This window comes from Streptomyces canus, assembly GCF_001514145.1.
GTDB classification, from domain to species: Bacteria; Actinomycetota; Actinomycetes; order Streptomycetales; family Streptomycetaceae; genus Streptomyces; species Streptomyces canus.
In genome coordinates this window covers 57,301-82,041 of the sequence record NZ_KQ948671.1, presented here as the reverse complement: position 1 = coordinate 82,041, position 24,741 = coordinate 57,301, and the positions used below count along the sequence as shown (strand labels likewise).

Annotated in this window: 22 protein-coding genes; 13 read left to right on the top strand and 9 right to left on the bottom strand. The window is 66.0% G+C overall.

What is annotated here, in order from left to right; genetic code table 11:
• Window positions 1-53: 53 nt before the first annotated feature.
• Both AQJ46_RS38695 and AQJ46_RS38690 read right to left on the bottom strand, forming a co-directional pair.
• Window positions 54-281 (bottom strand): DUF397 domain-containing protein, encoded by a 228-nt coding sequence (locus AQJ46_RS38695; RefSeq protein WP_059210034.1) that lies wholly within the window; start codon window positions 279-281, stop codon window positions 54-56.
• A complete protein-coding gene (locus AQJ46_RS38690) occupies window positions 282-1,127 on the bottom strand; it encodes a helix-turn-helix domain-containing protein (protein ID WP_059210033.1) in 846 nt (281 codons plus the stop codon).
• Window positions 1,128-1,345: 218 nt separating this feature from the next.
• Between AQJ46_RS38690 and AQJ46_RS38685 the strand changes: the two genes are divergently transcribed.
• From AQJ46_RS38685 to AQJ46_RS38630, 12 genes are all read left to right on the top strand, one after another.
• Window positions 1,346-1,978: an ATP-binding protein gene (locus tag AQJ46_RS38685; RefSeq protein ID WP_059210032.1), complete on the top strand. Its 633-nt coding sequence runs from the start codon at window positions 1,346-1,348 to the stop codon at window positions 1,976-1,978.
• A gap of 99 nt (window positions 1,979-2,077) precedes the next feature.
• Entirely contained in the window at window positions 2,078-3,379 is a 1,302-nt protein-coding gene (locus AQJ46_RS38680) for a restriction endonuclease (RefSeq protein ID WP_063803886.1), read from the top strand.
• A gap of 189 nt (window positions 3,380-3,568) precedes the next feature.
• A complete protein-coding gene (locus AQJ46_RS38675) occupies window positions 3,569-3,961 on the top strand; it encodes a very short patch repair endonuclease (RefSeq protein ID WP_059210030.1) in 393 nt (130 codons plus the stop codon).
• A gap of 279 nt (window positions 3,962-4,240) precedes the next feature.
• Window positions 4,241-6,805 (top strand): Z1 domain-containing protein, encoded by a 2,565-nt coding sequence (locus tag AQJ46_RS38670; protein WP_059210029.1) that lies wholly within the window; start codon window positions 4,241-4,243, stop codon window positions 6,803-6,805.
• The gene (locus AQJ46_RS38665) at window positions 6,802-7,827 is read left to right on the top strand and encodes a PD-(D/E)XK motif protein (protein WP_059210028.1); all 1,026 of its coding nucleotides are present in this window, start codon (window positions 6,802-6,804) and stop codon (window positions 7,825-7,827) included. The genes AQJ46_RS38670 and AQJ46_RS38665 overlap by 4 nt, the downstream gene beginning before the upstream one ends.
• Window positions 7,824-9,797 (top strand): hypothetical protein, encoded by a 1,974-nt coding sequence (locus AQJ46_RS38660; RefSeq protein ID WP_059210027.1) that lies wholly within the window; start codon window positions 7,824-7,826, stop codon window positions 9,795-9,797. Before AQJ46_RS38665 ends, AQJ46_RS38660 begins: the two co-directional genes overlap by 4 nt.
• Complete coding sequence (locus AQJ46_RS56640) at window positions 9,794-10,690, top strand: hypothetical protein (protein WP_208617052.1); 897 nt, start codon at window positions 9,794-9,796, stop codon at window positions 10,688-10,690. The genes AQJ46_RS38660 and AQJ46_RS56640 overlap by 4 nt, the downstream gene beginning before the upstream one ends.
• A 116-nt stretch (window positions 10,691-10,806) precedes the next feature.
• The gene (locus AQJ46_RS58845) at window positions 10,807-12,516 is read left to right on the top strand and encodes a DNA cytosine methyltransferase (RefSeq protein ID WP_318656735.1); all 1,710 of its coding nucleotides are present in this window, start codon (window positions 10,807-10,809) and stop codon (window positions 12,514-12,516) included.
• 9 nt (window positions 12,517-12,525) lie between these two features.
• The gene (locus tag AQJ46_RS38645) at window positions 12,526-13,884 is read left to right on the top strand and encodes a DNA cytosine methyltransferase (protein WP_059210026.1); all 1,359 of its coding nucleotides are present in this window, start codon (window positions 12,526-12,528) and stop codon (window positions 13,882-13,884) included.
• A 69-nt stretch (window positions 13,885-13,953) separates the two neighbouring features.
• A complete protein-coding gene (locus AQJ46_RS38640; RefSeq protein ID WP_059210025.1) occupies window positions 13,954-14,571 on the top strand; it encodes a hypothetical protein in 618 nt (205 codons plus the stop codon).
• 68 nt (window positions 14,572-14,639) lie between these two features.
• A complete protein-coding gene (locus tag AQJ46_RS38635; RefSeq protein WP_059210024.1) occupies window positions 14,640-15,404 on the top strand; it encodes an SDR family NAD(P)-dependent oxidoreductase in 765 nt (254 codons plus the stop codon).
• Window positions 15,405-16,156: 752 nt separating this feature from the next.
• Complete coding sequence (locus tag AQJ46_RS38630; protein WP_159064105.1) at window positions 16,157-16,606, top strand: hypothetical protein; 450 nt, start codon at window positions 16,157-16,159, stop codon at window positions 16,604-16,606.
• Between the two features lie 423 nt (window positions 16,607-17,029).
• Here AQJ46_RS38630 and AQJ46_RS38625 read toward each other — a convergent pair whose 3' ends face one another.
• The 7 genes from AQJ46_RS38625 to AQJ46_RS38595 all read right to left on the bottom strand — a co-directional run bounded on the left by AQJ46_RS38625 (window position 17,030) and on the right by AQJ46_RS38595 (window position 23,559).
• A complete protein-coding gene (locus tag AQJ46_RS38625; RefSeq protein WP_059210022.1) occupies window positions 17,030-17,878 on the bottom strand; it encodes a hypothetical protein in 849 nt (282 codons plus the stop codon).
• A 655-nt stretch (window positions 17,879-18,533) separates the two neighbouring features.
• On the bottom strand, window positions 18,534-18,785 hold the full coding sequence (locus AQJ46_RS38620; protein ID WP_225887501.1) for a hypothetical protein: 252 nt from the start codon (window positions 18,783-18,785) through the stop codon (window positions 18,534-18,536).
• A 173-nt stretch (window positions 18,786-18,958) separates the two neighbouring features.
• Window positions 18,959-19,141 (bottom strand): hypothetical protein, encoded by a 183-nt coding sequence (locus AQJ46_RS38615; protein ID WP_159064104.1) that lies wholly within the window; start codon window positions 19,139-19,141, stop codon window positions 18,959-18,961.
• Between the two features lie 71 nt (window positions 19,142-19,212).
• Window positions 19,213-20,328, bottom strand: a complete 1,116-nt coding sequence (locus AQJ46_RS38610) for a WXG100 family type VII secretion target (RefSeq protein WP_059210019.1) — start codon at window positions 20,326-20,328, stop codon at window positions 19,213-19,215.
• Window positions 20,325-20,660, bottom strand: a complete 336-nt coding sequence (locus AQJ46_RS38605; protein WP_059210018.1) for a WXG100 family type VII secretion target — start codon at window positions 20,658-20,660, stop codon at window positions 20,325-20,327. The genes AQJ46_RS38610 and AQJ46_RS38605 overlap by 4 nt, the downstream gene beginning before the upstream one ends.
• A gap of 315 nt (window positions 20,661-20,975) precedes the next feature.
• On the bottom strand, window positions 20,976-21,986 hold the full coding sequence (locus AQJ46_RS38600; RefSeq protein ID WP_059210017.1) for an SEC-C domain-containing protein: 1,011 nt from the start codon (window positions 21,984-21,986) through the stop codon (window positions 20,976-20,978).
• Between the two features lie 100 nt (window positions 21,987-22,086).
• On the bottom strand, window positions 22,087-23,559 hold the full coding sequence (locus AQJ46_RS38595; RefSeq protein ID WP_059210016.1) for a glycoside hydrolase: 1,473 nt from the start codon (window positions 23,557-23,559) through the stop codon (window positions 22,087-22,089).
• Between the two features lie 278 nt (window positions 23,560-23,837).
• Here AQJ46_RS38595 and AQJ46_RS38590 point away from each other — a divergent pair, with 278 nt between their 5' ends.
• Entirely contained in the window at window positions 23,838-24,635 is a 798-nt protein-coding gene (locus AQJ46_RS38590; RefSeq protein ID WP_059210015.1) for a class E sortase, read from the top strand.
• Window positions 24,636-24,741: the final 106 nt, after the last annotated feature.

The following is a 24,741-nucleotide window of genomic DNA, read 5'->3' as shown; positions in this document are numbered from 1 at the left end:
CTCACTGGTGGTGCTCAACTCTTGCAGGATTGACGGGTGTTGCCAACAGTTGATCAGGTCGGTTCGGAGTCGACCGGCCGGTGCGGCAAGTTGACGCTCGCCAGGAACTCGGCCCAGGACAGAGCCGACACTGTGAGGTGCTGATGCTTAGGGCGCTTCGAGTCCCGTATGAGTACACCGGAGGGGACGAACGCGGCTTCGACGCACTCGGTCGCATTGCCGCCGCTGTACGACGACTTGAACCAGGCAGGATCAGAGGCACTCTGAGGACCGACGGGCATTCATAGCTCCTTGCGGGCGCGATGGATCATGGCGGAGGAAGCCTCCATGTCCAACGCTTGTGCGCGCAGGTACTCGAACGCAAGTCTGTATCGCTCCAGTTCCTCGTCCTTCTCCAGGAAGAGGGAGCCGGTGTGGAAGTCGACGTACACGACGTCGAGGCCTGGATCGGCACCGCCGATGATGACGAAGCTGCCCAGAGCAGCCGCGTGGGCTCCTTTGGAGAAGGGCAGAACCTGGAGCGTTATGTGAGGCGACTCGTTGGCTTCGAGCAGCCGGTCGAGCTGTTCTTTCATGGTTGCCGGCGACCCGACGAGACGGCGGATCACGGACTCGTCGAGGATGGCCCACAGGCGTGGCGGTTTCGGGCGGGAGAGGATGTCCTGCCGCTTCATGCGGATGTCGACCAGCCGCTCGATCTCCACGGGTTCCAGCGACACCTCGTTGGCCTTCTGCAGAGCCGTGCTGTAGGCGCGGGTTTGCAGAAGGCCAGGGACGTAGACACACGAGAAGTGACTCTCGTGGACTGCCTCGTCCTCCAAGGTGAGCAGCAGGTTCATGCTCTCGGGGATGGAGTCGGCGAAGGAACTCCACCAGCCTCGCTGCTTGGCGTCCTTGGCGAGCCTGACAAGGGCCGCACGCTCGGCGTCGGTTGCCCCGTACTCGCGGCAAAGTGCGTCGATGACGATCCACTTGACCGGTCCGGCCTGGGTTTCGTACCTGCTCACCGTTGCCTTGGAAACACCGACGAGTTTTCCGGCGTCCTCAAGCGTCAGGCCTTTGCGTGCGCGCAACTTGCGCATCATCGCGCCTAGTTGACGACGCCGGGTTGTGGTGCGTTCGGGCATGTGGCTCCTCCGCCAAGTACCGGGTCGTCAGGCCCGGAGATCTCATCAGGCTAGGCAGGGAGCAGCCGGACCCACCATCAGATTCACTCGATGGGTTCTCGTGAGAAGTTACACAGTGAGACTTCTCTGTGTCATGCTCGCTCTCAGTCCGCTACACAGTGCAGTCGTGTGAACACGGCAGGCGCAGCATCTGTGTGGCTTGGGAGGGAGGAGTAGCCATGCCGGGCTACGAGATGTCCGAGCCCCAACTCCGCTGTGTCCTGCCCTTTGAGGCGGTGCCGGCGGAAGTACGCCTTCTCCGGAAGGCCGCTGCCAAGCAACTGAACCTGTGGGGCGTGTCCACAGCGACGGATGAGGCAGAGCTGCTCGTCACGGAGCTGGCGACGAACGTCTTCAAACATGTCGGCGAAGGTGTTTCAGCGACTCTGATCCTTGAACGGAGGGGAGAGCGGTTGAGGCTCGAAGTTCACGACAAGAGCCAGGCGGTGCCGACATCCAAGTCGGCAGGTTGTGACGAGGAGTGCGGCCGCGGTCTGCACCTTCTCGCGGCGCTGGCTGTGGACTGGGGAACTGTCCTGACCGCCGTCGGCAAGGCGGTCTGGTGTGAGATCGCCATCAGCTCGGGACGCGCGTGCCGACGCATCGAGCGGGCCGTCGAGGCGCTTGAGCGATACCAGGGACGCATCGGTGGCCTTGGTCTGTTCGGAGGGAGGCGGGATACGGCTCTGGAAGAGTCAGCGATCGAGCTGATCGCGGACCTCCTTCACTGGACCGCCGCCCGTGGCCATGATCCGGACGACATGCTCGACCGCGCTCAGGTGCACTACGAGGCTGAAGCGGACGCAGCCTGACGGGCTCCTGCCATGGTCAAGGGGTGCACGAGTTCGTCAAGCGCTGACTTTTCGGATTGTGTAATGATCACTCCTTCGTAGGTCGCAGGAAGGAGTGCTATGGGGGAGTCGCTGCGCGTGGGGCAGGTGCTGCGTTATTCGAGCGCAAAAGACCCAACCGCCCCCGTGCTCGATGGATATACAAACTTCCACTACGTGACGGATGCTCCAGGTCACAAGAAGGCACTTCTCGAGTCCGGCATAAATGGCATGGCGAAGGTCTCCGCGAGGGGGAAGCAACGGCGGCCGGCCATCCTTATCCGTTCCAGTCCGTGGAAGGCCGGTAGCGAGCAGACGCCGTGGCACGACGTGTTCGATATGGACAACGGTCACGTGCGGTACTTCGGTGACCACAAGGTCGGACTGGCCAAGTCGCCCGGAACCACCACAGGGAACGCTGCCCTTCTCGACGCCTTTACGGAGCATCAGGCGCCGGCACCGGAGGGGCGAGCCGATGCGGCCCCTCTGCTGCTGTTCCGGGCTGTGTCACGCAACGGCAAGGTCAAGGGCTTCGTCGAGTTCTGTGGACTCGGGGTCATAGAACGGGCAGAGCGGATCGTTCAGTGGGCAGGACACGAGCACACAACGTTCACCAACTACGTGTACGACATTGCCCTGATCGATCTCACTGTCGAGAACGATCAGGTCGACTGGGACTGGATCACTGCGCGTCGTAAGCCGGCCGTCTCCGATCAGAAGGCCCTGGCCAAGGCGCCACGCGCCTGGCGGGAGTGGGTCAAGCGGGGGCACTCCGCTCTGCCCCGGGTCCGCCGGCGCGTTGCTCGAGCCCGCGTCACGAAGGTGCGTGATCAACGTCCTGTGCCAGGCAGTCGGCGAGACGAAGACCTCCGGTTCATCTATGAGCAGTTCGACAGACGCAAACATGACTTCGAGGCCGTTGCTTCCGCCGTCGCCGCTCGTGTGCTGAGAGGTTCCGGACACAACTACCGCGAGGGATGGATCACTCGGCGCTCCGGAGACGGTGGCGCGGATTTCGTCGGTCGTATCGACCTCGGGACAGGTCTGGCCGGTACCAGCCTCGTCGTCCTCGGCCAAGCCAAGTGCATACGTCCGGACACCAGTGTCTCCGCTGAACAGATAGCACGAGTGGTTGCACGCCTACGCCGCGGCTGGATCGGCGCATACGTCACCACCGGAGCTTTCTCGGAGCCGGCTCAACTCGAGATGGTGGAGGACCAGTACCCCATCGTTCTCGTCAACGGGCTGGATCTGGCTCGCGAGTTGCGCGACATGGCCCGAGACGATCACGGCAACGACCTTGCAGCATGCCTGGACCACATCCTCTACGCCCAAGGTGTACCGATCACCAGCCGGCGCCCCGAAGAGATCCTTCTGGAGTGAGCCTTTCGGCAACGCCGGACAAGCTCAGTGTGCCCGCTGGCGAGACAGCGCCGAGGCGTACTCCGTCATGGGGCCCCTGGTGCTCCAGGAGAACATGAGACAGGACAGGACAGGGCTTGCGCGGAAGCGTGGCCGCGAGAGACTGGTCCCATGTCCCCGACCGCATCGTCCCCAGCCGTTTCAGCTCGTATGAGTCGGCAAGCGTCTCATAACACTCAGCCGGAACTGACTGTACGGCGACTGCTACACGCCGACGGGCTGCGGTACCGAGTGCATTACCCCGTACCGGGCATGCCGCGGCGGAGCATGGACATCGCCTTCAGTAAATTGAGGATCGCTGTGTTCCTCGACGGCTGCTACTGGCATGGCTGCCCGGTGCACGCCACGCATCCGCGGGCCAACGCCGAATGGTGGCGCTCGAAGCTCGACCGGAACATCGCGCGTGACCGTGAGACGACCGATCACCTGACTGCCGCCGGTTGGACAGTGCTGAGGTTCTGGGAGCATGAGTCGGCCGATGACGTCGCCCACCTGATCGAGACCACGGTGCGGTCTCGCAGGTCGGCCTCGGGCGCCTCCTGACCCCCTGGGGCGGCGCATCGGTGGGCGTGCCGTTCCTGGTTGTCGCGAGCAGGTGTTTCCGCGTGGGCTTCGTGAAGCTCCGGGTTTCCACACCAAAGCGAGGCCACGATTCTGCGTATCAGGACGCGCCCTGCACAATATCGTGTAGATGTTGTGTGCACGGGGGCGCGTCCCGGTGCATTTCAAGGTGTCTGTGTCGCGGATGGGCTGATCGACGAGGCACAGCGCCTCGCAGCCCGGTTGGCTCCAGCGAACAGAAACGGGGAACGGTCGACTCCCATGACCGACGAACTCGACGGAATGTACGACACGTTCAAGGCCCTGCTCGATTCGTTTCCCCCGGCGGAGGCGGTCAAGCGGCTGGAGCAGTTCGGCATCCCTCCGGAGATCGTGCAGCAGATCCGTGAGCGGCACGAGCAGCAGACGATTCGCATCAAGGAGCTCGAGGAACCGCACGCCGTGATCCTGGGCAACCGCGACACCTGGTACACGGGACCGCATGCCAAGGACAAATGCTGGCCAGCCGTCGCGGACCAGCTGCGCAAGGACGGTTGGCCCGAGGATCCCGCGATCAGGAGCCTCGACGACTCCTCGACTCGTGTGGTCTCCCTGCTGAACCACCCGAAGGAGAAGCGGTTCTCCACACGTGGACTCGTGGTCGGCTACGTGCAGTCCGGGAAGACGACCAACTTTACGTCCGTCATGGCGAAGGCCGCGGATCGCGGCTACAAGCTCTTCATCGTCCTGGCGGGTATCCACAATGGACTACGCCGCCAGACCCAGGCCCGTCTCGTGCAGCAGCTCGTGGAGCCGAATCCCTCGCTGTGGTCGCAACTGACCGGCTTGGAGAAGGATTTCACCCCGCAGGAGAACCCGGCCTCGTATTTTGGCAAGAGCAACAAGACCCACGTGCTGTGCGTGGTGAAGAAGAACGCGACGGTCCTGCGCAAGCTCGCCAAGTGGCTGGAGAAGGCCTCGACCTACCTTGAGGACTGCCCTGCGCTGATCATCGACGACGAGGCCGACCAGGCCACCGTGGCGACGAAGTCGATCAATCCGTTGATCCTGAACATCATGAGCCACTTGCCCAGGTCGGCGTATGTCGGATACACGGCGTCCCCGTTCGCGAACCTGTTGATCGACCCGAGCGCCGAGGACCTGTATCCCAAGGATTTCGTCGTCAACCTGCCCCAGCCCGCCGGGCACTTCGGCACCGAAGTCCTCTTCGGCCGTTACGCCCTCGACGGTGAGGACCCGGAGCAGGTCGACGACGGATACGACATGATCCGTTCGGTACCGGAGGACGACGTCCCTGCCGTGCGCCCCGGGACCAGAGCCGACGTCGAGGGTTTCGAGCCCGTCATCACCGACACCCTGCGGCGGTCCGTCGAGTACTTCTGGCTGGTCACCGCGGCCCGGCGCGTGCGCGGCACCGGCAACCCGCACAACACGATGCTGATCCACACCAGCGTCAACACCGCGGTCCACAACAGTTTCAGGAGGCCCCTGGAGTTTCTGCGTAAGCGGGCCGCGCAGTCGCTGGGGAGCTCCGACTATCTCTCTGGGCTGCGCGCCTTGTGGGACATGGAAACCGAACGCGTTCCGGCCGAGGACTTCGACGAGACGAAGGTGCCGTTCGAGGAGCTGGTTCCGCAGCTGCCCGGGGTGCTTGACAGCTGTCGCGTCATCATGGACAACTCCAGCAGTGAGGACCGACTCGACTACGAGAACGGCCCGGTCGTCGCTATCGCCGTGGGTGGCAACACCCTCTCGCGAGGACTCACCCTCGAAGGGCTGTCCGTCAGCTACTTCGTCCGTTCGGTCTCGGCGTACGACACCCTGCTCCAGATGGGGCGCTGGTTCGGCTTCCGCAACGGGTATGCCGACCTGCCGAGGACCTGGATGACCGACGAGCTCGCCGAGTGGTTCCGGCACCTGGCCACGGTTGAGACCGAGATGCGCCGCGACATCGACATCTACATGACCGAGGACGAAGACCCGCTCACCTTCGCCGTGAGGCTGCGAACACACCCAGCCCTGCGGGTGACTGCGGCTGCGAAGATGCGCGACGCCGTTGTGGCAGCTTCCTCGTACGGCGGCAAGCGGGTCCAGACCCGTTACTTCCACACGGACGAGGAGTGGCTGCGCGGGAACATCGATGCGGCGCGCACGCTGATCGCCGCCGCTGTCTCCAACACGCACCGCGTGGAGGCGCGTGCTGCGGACGGACGCTACGTCTTCCGCGACGTGCCGCACGACTTCGTGCTCGATTTCCTGTCGAACTACCAGTTCCACAAAAAGTCCCCGGAGAACGACGCCAAGCTGATCAGCAACTACATCCGCAAGCGGGTCACCAGCGCCGGCTCGCTTGGGCGCTGGAATGTCGCCATTGTGGGCAACGCCGCGGGGAGGGGGCAGGACTTCACCTTCGCGCCCCACGTGACCGTCGGGCTGAACAACCGTGCCCGCCTTCTCCTGTCCAACCCCGACCCCGACTTCGCCGACATCAAGACGCTGATGAGCCGCAGGGACGCGGCAGTTGACCTCGCCGGGGACATCGGAAAACTGACCGAGAAGGGGATCAAGGAGGAGCGGCGCAAGCAGCTCCCTGACGCCGGTTTGCTTGTCCTCTATCCGATCGACAAAGTGTCCGAGCCCGACCCGTCGAAGAAGCTCCGTGCGGCGCTCGACGCGGAGGAGCACGTGATCGGCGTAGGCCTGGTCTTCCCTGAGCCGCGGAACGGCGACAGCACCGTGGAGAGCTACATCTCCGCGGACTTGTCCAATGTGAACATCGAGATCGAGGAGGAGGACTACAGCCTCGTCGACGGTGAGGACGCATGAAGGAGGACGAGTTCCGCGGCCTCGTCGAGCAGCACTGGGCCGCGCTGGAGGCCGAACAGACCACGGGGGAGCGTCGACTGCGGGTGGCGGAACTGTCCGTTGACACCGGCAGTGGCCCGCTGGCGGTGGCCGTTGACCACGAGGGGCACCGTCATCTCCTGGTGCCGATCCACACGCACATAAAGGTTCGCACCGGCCTGGACGGGCCAGTGCTCCGGCTGCGCAAGCGTCCCTTGGAGGATGCGGAGAGCTACCAGACCTACGCGGACCTGGGCTGCCTGCGCGACGATCTCAACGACCTGTTCACCGAGCTGTGCGTGGACGTGTTGGAGGAGGCCGTCGAGTTGCCGGACAATCCCGTCAAGGCGTTGTACCGAGTGCTCGATCGCTGGAAGTCGCTCTTCCGGACGCAGGGGCCGCCGCTGGGGCCGGAGGAACTTGCCGGACTTTTCGGCGAGTTGACCGTGTTGAACCGTCTCCTTGCAAAGGACCCGAGTGCGCACCGGATCTGGCACGGGCCCCAGAGGTACCGCCACGACTTCTCGGCTGCGTTCAATGCCGTCGAGGTGAAGGCGAGTACGAGTAGCGAGGGTCGGCGACCACGGATCCACGGGCTCGACCAACTCGAAGCTCCCGACGGTGGAAGGCTCTGCCTGGCCTGGTTTCGGTTGCGCCGCACCACGACGAGTGGAGTGGGCGCGCGGTTCGTGGAGACGGTGGACGAAGCCCTTCGCTTGTGCGACGACGAAGGAGCCCTCCTCGAACTTCTCGCGAAGGCCGGTTACCGGCTCGCCGACGCCGACCTCTATGAGGACGTGCGTTTCGCGATAGGTGAGGAGCGGTGGTACCGAGTCGACGCGGACTTCCCGGGATTGACCGGCGAAGCGCTCACCACGGCCGGCGTGCCGGTGTCGGTCCTGGACGTCGAGTACACCATCGACCTGTCCGGTGAGGTTCCCGCACCGATGGAGCCCGAGCAGGTGTCCCAGATGATCGAGAACCTGGTCCAGGAGCCCGCGTGACCGAGCCTCGTTGGTTCTCCCAGCCCTATCCGCCGGAAGGCGCCAGCGCCGCCGAAGGCATCCGCAACCAGCTCGGACGCCCGGAGCTCGATCTGCTCACCATCCTGGTGCGTGAGTCCGCGCAGAACAGCTGGGACGCCCGGATCGAGGACTTCCCCGATCCGGTCGACTTCCGCATCGACATATGGACGGTCGGCCCGGCGCACGCCGGCGCTTGGCGAGAGCTTCTCCTCGACGGCGCGCCCATGAGCGCGGAGCACTTCCCGTTGCGTGAGACCCTCAAGCGTCGTCCCGCCCGAGTGCTCGCCGTCTCCGACCGCGGCACTCGAGGACTCGGCGGCCCCACTCGCGCCGACGATGCCGTCGGCCCCGAACGCGACTTCGTCTCCTTCATCCGCAACATCGGGGAGCCACGCGACACCGCTCTCGGCGGCGGCACGTACGGGTTCGGCAAGGGCATCTTCTACTTGCTGTCGGGATCCGGAACCGTTCTCGTCCACTCTCGATGCCGCATGCCCCGGGGCGGCTACGAGACGCGGCTGATCGGCTGCACCCTGTGGAAGAGCTACGTGGCCCAGGAGGGCGATGCGGAGCGTCGGTACACAGGCCGCCACTGGTGGGGCGACACCTCGGGGGACGTCGTCGAACCACTGGTTGGCCCGGCGGCGGAGGCCGTTGCCCAACAGTTGGGGCTTCGAGGGTTCGGCCCGGACGAGACCGGGACGACCATCGTCGTCATCGACCCCAACCTGGACGAACTCGAACCGACCGCAGCAGCCGACTACTTGGCCGAGACCGTCGCCTGGCACCTCTGGCCCAAGATGATCTCCGCGGACGGCAAGGACCCGGCCATGCGTTTCTCCGTCACCTGCGACGGCGTCGAACATCCTGTGCCGGATCCCCGGGACGCCCGTCCGCTGAACATGTTCGTCGACGCGTACGAGGCGATGACGGGGCCAGGCGGCAGGGATCTGGCGTGCCTCAAGCCGAAGCAGCATCTCGGGCGACTCGGGTTGGTGAAGCGGATCATGCCTCCCCTGGAGCCCACGCGCGCTTCGCGCATGCTCGACATCGAGGACCTTGTGCATCACGTCTGCCTGATGCGGCCCGCGGAACTCGTCGTCACTTACCATCCGGGGCCGAAGCCGCCGAGTGTGAACCAGGGCTATGCCGGGGTCTTCCGTGCGTACGAGGCCATGGACGATGTGTATGCGAAGGCTGAGCCGCCCACGCACGATGCCTGGCACCCGCAGTCGTTGGACCGGCCCGAGAGCACCTTCGTGAGGACGACGTTCCAGCGCATCGGCGAGGCGCTGAGCGAGCTGCTGTCCTTGAGCGGGACTGCCCGCTCCGGTGCCAGCAATGTCGCGCTGGGGGCCGCCAGTTCATTCTTCTCCGGTCTCGTGGGCGGAGCCTGGGGCATTGGTGGGGCCACGGCCTACTCCAAGCCGGGCAGCACCGCCACGCGTGCCGCGAAGCAGGAGGAGCGCTCACGCCGGTCGGCCGGCCGCCCCGCCACGAAGGGCACGTCGTCCGGCAGTGAAGAGGGATACTCCGCCGGCAGTCCAGCCGATTCCGGTGCCCAGGGGGAGTCGTACGGACCGGGGAGCGGTGAGGCGGGCGCCGTACGACGGCGCCCGCGTGTGCAGTACGTGGGGGAGCCGTACTACGAGGATCGCGGCGACGACGAACTGCTCGTCCAGGACTTCCGCCTGCCGGTGGACGGTCCGCAGCGGGTTCGCATCGACCTTGCCGTCACGCTCCCCGGAACCGGCGGGCGTGAGACCGATCCGCCGATCGGGGCGAGCATGCCGGTCCTGGTCGGCTGGGAGAACGGCGACGGCCGTTTGCACACCATCGACGCGCTTGTCATCGAGGGCGGCGAGACCATATGGCGTGCACTTGTACGCCCGGCCCCAGACACCATGACCGAGATCGGTATCAAGGTCGAAGCGGTGAAGGAGTCGTGACCCGCCGCGTTCTCCCGTACCGCGTCCCGTCCGAGGACGTCGTCACTGCCGAGCCGTGGCTGCTGGTGACCGAGGACGGCGAGGTCCCGATGCCGGAGGCGCTGCCGGACTGGGACTACCAGATGGACCTGCACCTCCGCAGAACCGTCAGTGTCGATCTCGATCGTGCGCGTTCCCAGTCGGGTCTTGCGACCGATGCGGCGCTGACCCTCGCCGTGGTGTGGACAGCCACCGGCTCCAACCTCAGTGGACCGGCGGAACATGCGCGACTGGCCGACAGCGGCACGATCATCGCGGAGTTCGACATTGTTCTGCGCGGTGCGGACCTCGGCGGCCTGCTCGCACTCGACACCGCCCTGGTCCTGGCCGAACGCCGTCCCGACGCCCGTCCGTCCTCGCCACGTCGTGCCGGCTCGGTGCTGTGGAGCGATCGGGAGGAGCTGCGCCTGCAGGGCGACGCACCGCAGTTCCCCATGGCGGTGATCGATTTCTCACTGACGTCGTTCCCCGACGAGGCCGCATGGCACCTGCAGATCAGCGGTGGCCTGGAGAGCGCAACCATGGGCTCGCTGCTCCTGCTCGTCAACGAGCGAAACACCGTCACCGCCACCGCATTCGAGAACGCGGGCAAGCCACGTCCGATCGACCGGGTCGTCCTTTCCGCGGTTTACGCGGACGCCGCCCGCATCATGATCGAGCACGCCTTGGCAAACGACGACTTCACCGAGGACGGCGATTTCCCGGAGGGTTCGCTCGGCGCGACCATGGTGAGCCTTTTCGACCGGCTCTTCCCGAATCAGCTGGTCACTGACATCCGTCTGCGCCAACGACAGTCACCTGCTCTGTTCGCCTCGGACCTGCAGGCGGCGGTCAAGATCTTCGAGGGGTCATGATGAGCTTCCTTTACCCCCGACTGCTCGCGGAGCAGGCCAAACCGCTCTTCGAGGAGTACCGATACCTGCCGATCGCCGAACTGGCCGGTCGCGTCGGCTTCTCCCACGAGTCGGCCGTGTACGTGGCCACCGGCGGGGACCGGATCTCCGCCGCCCAGCTCCGCGAGCTGCGCGCAGGGGTCGTCGACCTTGCCAAGAGCGCGGGTTTCCCCGACGGCTCCGACCGCGCACGCAACGCCGAATTCGACCTTCAACTCGCCGCTTTGCTGCACGCCGAGATGGGAGTGGTGCCCGCCGAGGCTGCCTCTCGGGACGTCTGGGCGTTCCTTGCCCTCGTCGTTCTCCCGGATGTGGCGTTCTGGCGTTATCCCGAGCCGCCGAGGGACCGTGTCCTCGGCACCGACCTCACCCGCCATGTCTTCGGTCGCCTGTGGTGGCGCGCTCAGCTCGTACGAGCCTCCGACGATCCGGAGCCGTACGGCGCGCTCAAGATCCTCGGGGAGGCGGCGTTCGACCAGATCTACGCCCGACGTGCCGCGCTCGGCGGTAGTCCGCACATGGTTCGCGCGATTCTCCGTGTGTGGAAGGACCTCGATCTCCAGGGCCTGAACGAGCGTGAGACGCTTCGCGACTTCCTGAAGAGGTTGCTCAGGCTCGCCCCGTTCGTGCTCTTCGACGGCATAGAGCAGCGCGCCCTGGACGACGAGCTGCGGGCAGTAGCTCAGGAATCCGTCGATGCGCAGCGCCCTGCATCGTCGCTCGCTGGGCGGGATACTCCCCAGAGCACCGTGGTTGTCAATGCCGCGCATCCCGCCACCCTGCAGGAGACGCCCGCTGCGCCTGTGCAGCCCGTTCCGATGGCACCGACCGAGGCCCGTCGGTTCCGTTCCGTCGAGATATGTGCGGGGTGTGGCGCACAGGCGCTCGGCCTGGAGTGGGCCGGGTTTGATCCCGTGGTACTCATAGACAGCAAGGCCGATGCCTGTTTCACGATCGGGCGGAATAGACCCGAATGGGACACCATTTGCATCGACCTCGTGCAGTTCCCCCTCGATGAGCGCCCGGACATCAAGGGTGCCGACCTCCTCAGCGGCGGCCTTCCACGGGTCAAGTCCATGGCAACCGTCGGGCGCGACGAGGACACTGAAGAGCGCAGGGTTCTGCGGGCCGCGATCGAGCTGGTCTGCTCCGTGAAGCCGAAGGCCGTGCTTCTGGAGAACGTCCCGGATTTGGCAGAGAGCCCGGAGTTCGAGGTCGATCGTGAGTGGATGGGAGCTCAACTCGGAGAAGCCGGGTATCGCACGACGTGGAAGATCCTCAACGCTGCCGACTTCGGTGTGCCGCAGAACCGCAGGAGCAGCTTCCTTGTTGCTCTGCAGGAGCCGTACTTCCCACGGTTCTCCTGGCCCGAACCGGACGGTAGGGCCGCCCCGACCGTCGGTCAGGTGCTGGGCCCGTCCATGTCCTCGCGAGGCTGGCCGGGGGCGGACGAGTGGGCCAAGAATGCCAACCGCATCGCGCCCGCACTGGTCGGCGGCTCCGACCGGAGAGGTGGCGCCGACCTGGGCCCCACCGGTAGTAAGAAGGCGTGGGCCACGCTCGGTGTGAATGGCAACAGCCTGGGCGACGAGCCTCCAGGCGTTGATTTCCCCCCAGGCGAGATGCCCAAACTGACTGTTGAGCAAGCCGCACAGATCCAATCGATCCCCGAGGAGTGGGCCTTCGCCGGGGGAAAGACGTCCCGCTACCGGCAGATCGGCCACGCCATGCCCCCGCCCCTTGCCGCCGCGGTCGGACGCGCCATCGCCGCGGCCCTACGAAGCTAAGATCAGCCCATGCACGCGTCCTCCTCCAGCAACCCCAAGATGATCACCGTTCTAGACCTGTTCTCGGGCTGTGGCGGCTTTACGCAGGGATTTCACGAGTTCCGGCCCGAAGGGGCGGAGGACGGCGGGCCGGTTTTCCAAAGCATCGCCGCAGTCGAGCACAACGCCGCCGCGGCTGCCACGTACGCGGTCAACTTCGGCAGCGGTCGGCTCGACAAGCGGCTTCCTGCCGCCCGCATCCACTTCGGGGACATCGAGAAGTGGGAGCCGACCGAGGACGACCTGCATGCGGATGTCGTGGTCGGTGGGCCTCCCTGCCAGGGCTTCTCCGCCTTGAATCGGAATAAGAAGGGCACGGAGCGCAACCGCCTGTGGGAGGAGTACGTTCGCATCGTTGCGAAGGTTCGTCCTCAGGTATTCGTCATCGAGAACGTAGATCGCTTCCTTAAGTCGGGTGAATTCCTCAACCTGCTCAAAGAGGTTGAGGAGGGCGGCAAGTTGGCCGAGTATCGCCTGGTCGATCCTCCGGGGTACATGTCCGTCGACACGGAGGAAGAGAAGATCAAGCGCTACCTCCTCAACGCGGCTGACTACGGTGCGGTTCAAGCGCGCCGGCGCACCATCGTCATCGGTGTCCGCAAGGACATCGAGAATGGACATGCGATGTCCTACCCGGCCCCGGTGCGGAGGCGCCGCCCGAAGAACGGCGCGGGTGTCGCTGCACAGATGCTCGAGGGCGTCGGTGCCGAACCTCTTTACTGGGAGACCGTGGACCGGGTATTCGAGGAGTCCGCGAAACTTCCGCTCTCGAGCACTGAACTCCCTGGCGGCGAGGAGCGGATCGAGGACATCGGGGCGTACCTTCCGGGCATCTTCACGACAGATGATCTCCACTTCAAACGCCAACCGAAACAGCTTTCGGTGGCGCGCTACCTCGCCATCCCTCCGGGTGGGAACCGCAAGGATCTGGAGGGCAAGTGGTACACGGTGAACGAAGACGGCGTCTTCGAGTTCTTCACTGTGCCGAACCCCTTGGGTGTGAAGACCAAGGTCGAGTACCTGTCGACAGACAGCTGGGACAATCACACGACCGGCACTGGTGACGTCATGGGCCGGCTCCGCTTCGGCGAGCCATCCGTCACCATTCGCACCGAGTTTTTCAAGCCGGAAAAGGGCAGGTATCTCCACCCCGCGGAGCCCCGTCCGATCACCCACTACGAGGCTGCGCGAATCCAGGGATTTCCCCGCGAATTCCGCTGGTGTGGCTCCAAGACAGAGATCGCAAAACAGATCGGCAACGCGGTTCCGATTCCTCTGGGGATGGCGGTCGCTTCGGCTATTTACGCCTTCTTGCGGCAGTCGGCTTGACAGGGACAGTGGTTCGGTTCTGGGACAATCCGTTCGGTTGACCACTCGTCCAACCCGAGAGACACGGGAATGAACAACGACTGCCGCGACCAGGTCCAGCCACACCTCCAGTCGGGAGAACAGCTGATCGCGGTGTGCGAGGGTGAGATGGCCCCCGGCGTGCCGGAGCGGCCGGTCTCGTTGCGGCAGCCGCCCCGGGAGTCGGAGCTGGAACGCCGGATCAAGTCCCGTCTCCCCGGCGCGGTTCAGAGGTTCCTGCGGCCGAGCGAACCGAAGCCCGTCGGCGGTGTGGGGCGAACCATGGAGGGCGCCGAGCTGGCGGTCGACAACACCCTCGCTCAGGCGGCCCATGGCAAAGGCATGTACGGCGGCTGGGAGAGTCAGGCCGGGCAGTTCCTGGTGGCTCACTACAGTGCCGCCCGTTTGCCTGCTACCAGGTTGGCGGTCGCGTTCACTGACCGCCGAGTGCTCGTGCTCGCGGACCGCGCGAAGCTTTGGCAGACCACAACGGCGTACGAACTGCAGTGGGAGGCACCACGAACTGCCGTCGTCGGTGTCCGCGCGAATCCCAAGGGTGTGCTCCAGCGAGGCCGTTTCGAGCTGGCGTTCGCGGACGGGTCGTGGATCGCGTTGGTGGCGTCAGTGCCGACGCATGCCGAGACGTTTGCGGCACGGTTGGGTGGCTGATAGATCGCCGAGTAGGGCCAAGAGGCCAGCAGGGAGAGGCTGTTACCTGCTACGGCTATGTTTTCGCCATGACTCGGATCTCCGGAAGTGATCAGCAGGCCCAGCGGCTGGTCGGCAAGGTCGTGGTTGTTACCGGCGCGGCTCGCGGGCAGGGGGCTGCGGAGGCTGCCGCCTTGGCTCTGGCGGGGGCCACCGTGATCGGGACCGATGCGCGGCCGGAGGGCAGTGAGTGTCGGCGGCTCGATGTCAGTCGTGAGGCCGACTGGGCTGAGTTGGCCGCCGAGCTCAAGGAGACCCACGGCCAGGTGCATGGGCTGGTCAACAACGCGGGGATCATTCAGCGGGATCGGATCGACAGTGTTCGCGCTGAGGACTTCGCTCAGGTGCAGGCCGTGAATACCGTTGGGCCGTTGCTCGGGATCCAGTACCTCTCCCCGCTGATGACGAGTGGGGCGTCCATCGTGAATGTCGGGTCGTCCGCTGCGCTCACCGGGTACTACCCCGTCGCCTACACCGCCAGTAAGTGGGCTCTGCGTGGGGTGTCGAAGGTTGCCGCCATGGAGTTGGGGCCTCGGGGGATTCGGGTCAATACCGTCCATCCCGGGTACATCGAGACCGAGATGACCGCCGGGGCTACGGAGGCTTTTCGGGACGCGACCATCGGGGAGACGCCGTTGGGGCGGAGCGGGACCGTTGATGACATCGCTCCGCTTGTTGTGTTTCTGCTGAGCGACGAGTCGTCTTTCATTACCGGTGCCGAGATTCCCGTGGACGGGGGGCTCACCGTGCACGGTGGGGTCAAGTCCATCTCGGATGCGATGAGGGCCGACTGAGGGGGTTCGCGGTCCCGTCTCCTGCCTTGTTGCCGTCGGGCTGCCCGCTTCCTCGCAGTGTCGTGCTTCCGCGGACCGCTTGAAGGGCGCTTCGCGTCGCCTTCGGCGATCGGCCTGCGGCCGACCCTTGACCCAGTCCGCTTCAGCACGGGGGAGAAGCGAGCGGGCGGCCCGGAGAGTCTGGGGCCCGAGTCGGTGGGCCCCAGGTGGGTTGGGAGGTTGGCCGGAGCCGTTGGGATGTGGGTCGCGTTTTCATGGCATGCCGGGATGGGGAGGCGGCTTGCTGCACCCCCCCGAAGGAGCCGGCCGCGGCATGCAGATAACCGAGCGCGGTCTGGTCCGAGTTCGCGTAGTGGGTGGCGTTCAGTCGCAGTCGGTCGGCGTCGGTCCTTGGACGTCATCTCATTCGGTGAGTCTGCGGTGGCAAAACCTCGCCTTCACCAACATCGCGTGCACCCTCGTTTGGTGCTCGGTCTTACGCTCGTAGCGGTGGGCGACAGCCAGCGAGTCAGGACGTTGCGGCGTTCGATGGTCCAGCGGTGTCAGCCCAGTCGCTGCGAGCACTTCTCCAGTGGCAGGCCCGCGTCACCAGTCGGACAATGGAATTCCGTTCAGCGTAGTTGCGGGCTTACGACCATAACCGGTTGCCCACCACTCGTTTCCACGATTCGCCCTTCAGCTCGGGCGCAGGCTGCCGCTTCTTCCGTTCAGCTCAGCAACCCGGCACAGCTCTGCATGGAGGTGTTTCCGTGATGACGAAAGCCAGCGAGCAGCAAGCTCCAACGGGTGTCCGCTCCCGAACCAAGTGGGATGTGTACTGCCCTGAGGAAGACCTCAACGTCATCATGTTGTTCCCCAGCGAAAATTCCGCCAACCAGGCCGCGGCCGAACACAACGCCCAGTTCACTCCGGCACACACGGCTGGGGCGGTGGTGCACACGCCCAGCGACGAGGACCCGCCGCACCTTACTGAGGCTCAGCGCGAAGCGTTCAAGCAGAACGAATCGGACTTTGCCGAGTTGGAGAAGCGCAGCCGCTCGGTGCGCGAGGCTGCCGAAGCCCGCCTGCGTGACGCGAACTACGATCCTGGCGGTCCACTGTTCTGCTATGTCTGCACGTGCAGCAGCTTCCTTTCATCTGACGACAACGGCGTTGTATGTCAACGGGACTTCTGTCGGCACTCGGCGCAGCAGCATGCCTGAGTAATCCACACCGGATTCACGGCATGGCACGCCGCCCTACCTGTCCGAAGACACCGGCGCTCAGGAAAGGAACAGAGCAATGGCAAATGGGAATGATCTGACAGACGCTCAGAAGGGCGTGTACAAGGAGAACGATGCCGCCCTCGAAGAGGCCGAGGAGCACCTCCGGACGGCCCAACAGAAGGCCTACGCAAGGTTGAAGGAAGTGGGCATCGACGGTGGCGATGAAAGCTGCATGCGCTGCGGATGCCCAGAGTATGTGGCGACACCCCACCACCCCTTGGCCAATTGCCCCAGAGAGTTCTGTGGGCACTCCTTTGCCAGCCATCATTGGTGAGACAGCTCGTCCGGAGGTGTGATGCCCGGCCGCCATGATGCATGGCGGCTCGGCACCGGATTGCACGCGCGGTAGTGCTGAACCGCTTACCTGACGTCGACGAAGTCGCCGGGGGCCGTCGCTGTGGCGGTGGTGGGGGTGCCCGCGAAGACGTAGCGGTAGTAACCGTCGACCGTGGCCTTGGTGGTGGTCTTCAGGACGCCGGTGCTGTTGGTCTTTATCGTCTTGAGCGTGGTGTAGGTGTTGCTGCCCTTCTTGCGGAACTGAAGCTTCGCGGGCTGGGACCCGTAGCCCGCGTACTTGCCCGTCGACCAGTTCGCGCGGGTGAGCTTGCCCGTGACCGTGATGGTCTTGCCCTTCTTGACCGGCTCGGGTGTGGCGTTGGCGGTCAGCGTGGAGGCCTTCTTGATCGCAGTGGTGGCGACGTCGTCGTTGTAGCTGGCGTTCGCGTACAGGTCCCAGGCGCCCAGGAACAGCTTCCAGGTCCCGGCCACGCCGTTGTCCTTCATGTCGGTGGCGGGGTGGATGTTGAAGACGGCCTTGCAGGTGTAGGTGCCCTGGGTCGCCGTCTCCGTGCAAACGGGGTCGTCGTCCGTCCCCAGGCCGCCGGTGATGCCGTCCGTGGTCGAACTGTCAGTGCCCTGCCACAGGAAGGCCTCGGTGAGGGCGATGCCGTTCTGGTCCTTGGCGGTGTACGTGACGGTGACGGACTTCGTGCCGGTGGTGCCGAGGACGATGTCCTTGCCACCGTTGATGACCGCTTGCGAGAACTTGGTGTTGCCCAACGAGTCTCTCGGCTGAACGGACTTCGAGGCGAAGGAATCGAGCTTCGCCGCCGCACCCGTCCGCTCCGCCGCCTGGGCGGCCACCGGAAGAGTGAGTGCGGACAGTACGACGGTGCCGGAGATGACGGTGGCCGCAACGCGTATACGCATGAATCCCCCACGGGAATCTGAGAGGCCCGCCCAAGTCCCCCCTTGGCCAGGCCTGTTGATCACCGCATCATATGGACCCACTTCGGGATCAGTGAAGATCCTTTGGGTAAATAGTGTGTCTTTCCCGGCAGGGGCCCGTCGCTTGCCTCGATGCGATGCGTACCGGCTGAGGGGTTGGGGAGCCGCCAACTGCTTTGTTGCTGTTGGGCCGCCCGCTTCTCTGCATTGTCGTGCCTCCACGGCCTGCCTCAAGGGCGCTCCCTGCGGTCGCGTCGCCTGCGGCGATCAGCCTTCGGCTGCCCCTTGACCCAGTCCGCTCCAGCACAGGGGAGAAGCGAGCGGGCGGCCCGGGGAGAGCGGAGCCCGGCCGGGTTCGCGGCCGCGATGGTTGGGGCGTGGGCCGGGGTTTGTGGGGCGCGGGCGCGTCTCGCATGCACGCCGGGTCGGTTCGGCGGCGGTCCGTGAGTGGGGTGTGCGCATGGGCGTGGCGGGGGCTGACAGGTCGCCGAGTTGACCAAGAGGTCCAGTGAACCGCGAAGTGGGCGGTCCTATGGCCAAAAGCGCTGGTGAGATGCTTTGTGCTGCTCGTGGGAAGAGGGTTCTTCGGGCTCGGACATGGTCGCATCCGTGTTGCAGCTTCCATTCGGCGGCGCCTTCAGAACAGCCAGACGCCGAACGCTGTCACCGCCAGGCCCACGGTCAGGAAGAAGGTGGCCAGGAGGGTGAGCGGAAGCAGTTGTGCGCGGCGGCGCGACGGGGCCAGCCGGCGCCAGGTGCTGAACGCCGCGTACATCCCGATGAGAGCGATCGCACAGCCGAAGAACACGGCCAGGAAGCCGAAGAAGCCGGTCCAGGTGGGGGGATGGTCAGGGTTGTTGTGCGCGACCGCCGCGAAACTCCTAGACAAGCCGGCTCCCGACATACCCGAGGGCGAGGATCACCGGACTGATCACGTACCCGCCCCACGTTCTGTCCTCGACGCCCAGCACAAGCGCAGCGCTCAATGTGAGACCGAGAACCACGATTCCGACCCCTACCACCAGGCACCATCCGGTTTCGGAGTCCCCGTTCGCCCATGTGCTAGAAGAGCCGTGCACCGAAGTACGCCAGCATGAGACCGATGGCAAGGATGAAGGGTCCGACCACGTGGTCACCCCACTTCTTCTGGCTCTTGCCGCGCGAGATCAAGACGGTCGCGACAACACCGGTGACCATGATCACGCACCCGATGATCAGCATCAGGTATCCGAAGAAATTGATCAAGGTCAGAGGGTGGTTCGGATTCGGCGTCCACACGGCCGCGAGGGCAACGCCCCTGAGAGTGCTCACTCGTCCTACTCGTCCTTCATCAAGTCCTGGATGTCGGACTCGATGCCGGATCCAGCGGCGTAGACGCCGGTGTTGAGGGCGGTACCCACGGTGTTCCTGAAGGCGCCGTCCGCGAGTTTCCCCCGGTCGCTGAGGTGCTCTCCGCCGAGGCTGCCGTGTTCTTCCAACGCGTGATTGACGCCATGGTTCTGGGCATTGCCGAGAGCGCCCGTAGCAGCGTTCGTGAGCGCGTCCTGGCCTATCGTCGAAGCGTCCGAACCGTTGGCGACGTCGAGCGTGATGCCACCCGCGATATTGCCGGCCGCGCCGTTGAGGCTGGTCCCGAGAAGGCCCTCCCCTCGCAGCAGATCGCCTGCCGCTCCGGTCAGGTGTCCTCCCACCGATCCGGCTCCTGCGGTGAACGCGGCCGTTCCGAACGCGGCCCAGCCGCCGTTCTCCAGGTCGTCCCCCACAGTTGCCGGCTGTCCGTGGGCGGCCTGGTTCAGCATCAGGCTTCCGGAGTCGGCAACGAAGTTGGTGGCCAAGCTCTCCGTGGCCTTCACGCCGAACCGTCCGAGCCAAGACGCCAGCCTCACCAGCGTCCCCGTCGTTTCGGCGCTCATCGCACCGAAGCGCTCCAGCAGCCCGGCAACCCGCTCCGCCGCCGCCGTGAACAACCGAACCAGATCCACGACCCTGGCCACCCGCTCCGCCACCGCCGTGTTCGCGACGAGGTCGGAGAGGAACCCGGTGAAGAACGACAGCGCGACCCCGGCGATCTCCATCTCCGCGATCTCGACGCAGATGTCGATGATCTCCTTGTTGATCCCGTCGATCTCGTCGGCGTAGGACCGCAGTCCGTCGGCGACGTGGTGGAAGTTGTCCGCGATCTCCCGGACGACCTGCTTCTGCTCGCCCCAGTGCCTCTCGAAGGCGTCCCGTGCGTCCCCGTGCCAGCCCTGCCGGTCGACCCCCGCGATCGCGGAGTCCACGGCCCGTACGACATCCGTCAGTTCGGTGCCCATGGCGTCCCAGGAACGGGCTATGGAGCGGAGCGTGTCGCCGTCGCCGCCGGGGAGTTCCACGCCGGACGCCTGGAGGATCTCCAGGACCTTGCCGTCGATCCAGTCGTTGACGCTCACGAACGGCCACCCGAGGTGCCGGCCGCGGCATGCAGATAACCGAGCGCGGTCTGGTCCGAGTTCGCGTAGTGGGTGGCGTTCAGCCGCAGTCGGTCGGCGTCGCTCCTCAGTACGTCCGGCAGGTGCCGGAGCGCCTTCACCGTGCTGTCGAGCAACTGCCGGTACTTGTCCGCCGCCCCGTCGCAGGTCCCGAGCAGCCCGAACGCCTCACCGATCACGGCCGCGCTCCCCGAGAACGCCCCGATTGGCCCGGCAAGCCCCGACGCCTCCCGGTCGAACCTGCCCGCCAGTTCCGTCAGCGTCTCGGGGTCCACGCCGAACTGCCTGCCCATCCCACTCCCCGTTCGCAAGCCGTCGTAACGGCCAGCATCCTTGGAGGGGAGCCCTCCGGGAAGGAACTTTTACGTTTGCGAAGCAAGGGCTGACGCACACTTTGCGCCGCTCTGGCCTGGGCAATGCCCACGGTGGTGGTTCGGGGGGCGTTGCCGCCGGGCCGCCCGCTTCTTGGTCAGTGTCGTGCCTCCACGGCCTGCCTCAAGGGCGCTCCCCGCGGTCGCGTATCAGGTGGGGTGAAAGGTGGGACACCAACGCCGCCATCAAACAGCAGGGGGCCGAGGAGCAGTACCTTCCTCGGCCCCCTCTCCGCGTCACTCCCCGTGGCACTCCCCATAAACCCGTCCCGACCCGCACCAGCACGCCGTCCCCCGCTGCGGCGGCCACTCCACCGCGCGGCCCCGTGCCGCCAGGGTTGTCGCGTACTGGGGGAGCAGTGAGGCCTCTGCCGGGGACATGCCCTCCGATGCCGCGAAGGCCTCGTACGACGGGACCGTCCCCGTCACGATGCCGAGGTTCGCCGTGCCGGAGGCGGACAGTTCGCGCAGGGAGGCCTCTATCGTCGCCAGGTGCTCCTCGTGGGAGGGGTACTCCGCGGAGAGGGAAGGGTAGGCGTCCACCAGCTCCGTCAGTTCGGATGCGGGCCAGTGCAGGACCGCCACCGGGAACGGGCGGGACAGCGCCTCCCTGAACGTGCCGAGTTCCGCCCGCAGGCGGGAGATCTCCGCCTCCAGCTCCGCCGGGTTCTCCGAGCCGAGTGACCAGACGCGCTTCGGGTCGTGCAGCTCGTCCAGGGAGACCGGGGAGGTGTGGAGGGTGTCCGCCAGGACGTCCCAGTCGTCGTGGGCCAGGCCCAGCATGCGGCGGACGCGGTGCCGGCCGAACAGCAGAGGATGCGTGGAGTACGGGGGTTCCGGTACGTCCGTGAGGAGCACCCTCGCGCCCTCCGTGAACGTCTCCTGCGCCTGCTCCAGCTCGTCGTGGGACTCCAGGGCCTCCGCGACGATCACCCAGGGGGCCGGGTCCCGGGGCGCCGCCACGCGGACGCCCTCGATGATCGCGCGGGCCTCGGCCTCATGGCCGTACTCCCAGAGGTTCGCGGCCTTGAGGGCTCGTACCAGATGGGGGTTCTCCAAGCCCTGGGACGAGGACAGCAACCGGTCGTAGAGGGAGGACGCGGCGGGGCGGTCGCCGGCCAGTTCCAGATGGGCCGCGGCCTGCAGGAGCAGGGCTTCGGCGTCCTCGGGATACCGGTCGGCGGTCCGCTCCAGGCGCGCCGCTTCGGCGTTGTGGTCGACGTTCTCGGCAGGCGTGTCGGGGCGCATGGGTGACACCGTACTGCCGATCAGTGACAAAGAAGAGGGAGGTGCAGGCCAGGGCCCGGTTAACAGGAGAAGAGGTCAGGGCCCGGCCCGCACCCACGCCTCAGATCGTCACGCCGTCGATCTGGAGCGTCTGCACGGCCTTCGCCGCGAACGGCACGGCCACCGACTTTCCGCTGAGGAACGTGTTGGAGTACGACACGTACTTGTCGCCGCCCGTCGTCACCGTGTTCCAGCGCGGGACCAGGCCGCCCGAGCCGCCCGTGACCGTCGTGAAGCGGGACAGGTCGAAGGTCAGGGTCTGGGCCGATGTGGAGGTGTTCAGGGCCACGATGACCAGGCGCTTGGCCGAGGAGTCGTAGGCCGCGACCGCGTTGCTCACGCCCGTGTCGATGATCTTCATCCCGGGGCGGATGTGCCGGGCGAACTGGGCCATGACGTAGTACTTCGTCTGGACCGCGGTCGGCTGGAGGGTGCTCTGGTCGTACGCGATCATCGCCCAGCCCGTCGACGGGTCCATGACCTGCCAGTAGACCCAGGCCGTGGGGTGCAGCCAGCGGAAGTCGTAGAGGAGGTTGAAGGCCATGGTGTAGCCGGTGCCGTCGCTGTCGCCGGTCTCGGAGTTCCACAGCTTCTTGCCGGCCGTGGTCACGACGTCCGTGTACAGGAGGTCCCTGCGTCCGCCCGAACCCTGGTAGCCGTGCACGTTGACCTGGTTGACGTACCCCTTCGTCGTCGAGCTGAAGGAGTTCCAGGTGGTGCGGGCGAGGTCGTAGCTCGTCTCGTCGGAGGCCGAGATCTTCACGCCGGTCAGGCCGCGGTTGTTCAACTCGCTGCGCAGGTACGGCAGTACGGCCGACTGGACCGTCGCGTCCATGTGGCAGCCCTCCTGCGTGCCGGTCGCCGTCCACCAGGACGAGGAGGGCTCGTTGAAGGCGTCGACCGTCGAGAAGTTCACGCCCCAGTTGTTCTTGGCGTACAGGGCGGTCGCGGCCAGATGCGACGCGTGCTGGCGGTAGTTCCAGGTTTGCAGGTTGTTGCCGCCGCCCGAGGCGCCCGACGGGTTGTGGTTGCTGCACATCCACCACATCGGGGAGTTGGCGAAGAGTTCGGAGGTCGCGCCCCTCGACGTCGCCTTCACCAGCATCGCCCGCTGATTGGCGTCCGCCGTCCAGTCCCAGGCCGAGGACGTGGGGTCCTCGTTGTTCCAGTCCTGCCAGTAGCCCTCGATCTGCTTGAACGCGGGGATGTTGGCCGAGGCGACCATCGACTCGCCGTTCACGGTGTTCCAGCTCGACGCGCCCAGGTTGTAGCGGGCGATGTTGAGGCCGAGACCGGGGAGCGAAGTGCCGTTGTAGGACGTCGACTTGGTGGTGAAGAAGATGTCGGCGAAGTCGTCCCGGGCGCCGAAGACGTTGGCCCACCAGGCCAGGGAGGTGCCCCAGCCCTCCCAGGTGCCGTACGACGTCCCCGGGCTGACCGCGATCGTTGCGTCCGCACGGGCGGTACCGGTGGCCAGCGCGCTGCCGAGGAGGGTGCCTCCTGCGGCTGTCAGCAGCGTTCTGCGTCGGATCATGGCTACTCCGAACTCCGATGGATCGACGCGGCCTTCTGACCCGCGTCGTGGCCTGCCCCGTTCATGCCACGACGAAGCATCGGGTGTGGCCAATGGGTTGTCGAGAGTTCTGACAGCCCTTCCTAAAACCTGTGGAGGAAGTTCGGTATGCCGGACACGCGGGCCGCTCCGCGGGCTCCCCGTCGACCGCTCCGCCCGCTCTACGAGGCGTTCGGCACTGGTGAGTTGAAGGCCGTGCCCTTATCGTGCGGGCGGCCCCGTCCGAGGAGGCGTGAGGTATGCGGCAGCGCATCATGCACCACGGAGCCCGGCGCCGGCGCGAGCGTCGCCGCCGTGCGGTGTGGACCGGCGGCGAACTCCTGGTCAGCGTGGGCGTCGTCCTGCTGCTGCTCGTCGTGCACCAGCTGTGGTGGACCAACCGGGAGGCCAAGGAGGGCGCTCGGCACGGGGTCGAGGCGCTGGAGCGGGAGTGGGGGCGGGGTGGGGGAGCCGATTCGGGTACGGCCGCCGGCTCCGGGTCCCCGTCCGTGTCCTCTTCCACGGCTTCTACGGCGTCCCCGGGCTCCCGGGCCGAGCGGGATCTCCGCGCCGCCGCCCAGGACCCCGCCGCCCTGACGCCGGACCGGTCCCAGGCGTACGCCATCCTCACCGTGCCCCGTCTTCACCTGCGCGTCCCCGTCGCCGAGGGCGTCGGCAAGCGGAGCGTGCTCAACAAGGGGTACGTCGGCCACTATCCCGGCACCGGACAGCCGGGCCGGGCCGGGAACTTCGCGCTCGCCGGGCACCGCAACACCCACGGCGAGCCCTTCCGGTACATCAACCGCCTCGCGCCCGGGGACACCGTCCGGGTGGAGACGCGGAGCGCGGTCTACACGTACGCCGTGGACAGGACCCTCCGCCAGACCTCGGCCCGCGACTCGGGAGTGCTCCGCCCGGTCCCACGCTCGACGGTCCACCCCACCTACGGCTACACCACACCCGGTTACTACCTCACCCTCACCACGTGCACCCCGGAGTACACGTCCCGGTACCGGCTGGTGGTGTGGGGCAAGCTGGTATCGATGCGGCCGCGTTGAGGGGCTCAGTGCTCGGGCACCGCGATGTCCGCGCCGTGGGCGAGGCCGCTGCCGGAGGAGGTGGCGATGGCGATGGTCAGGGCGACTCCGGCGCAGGAGCCGATGT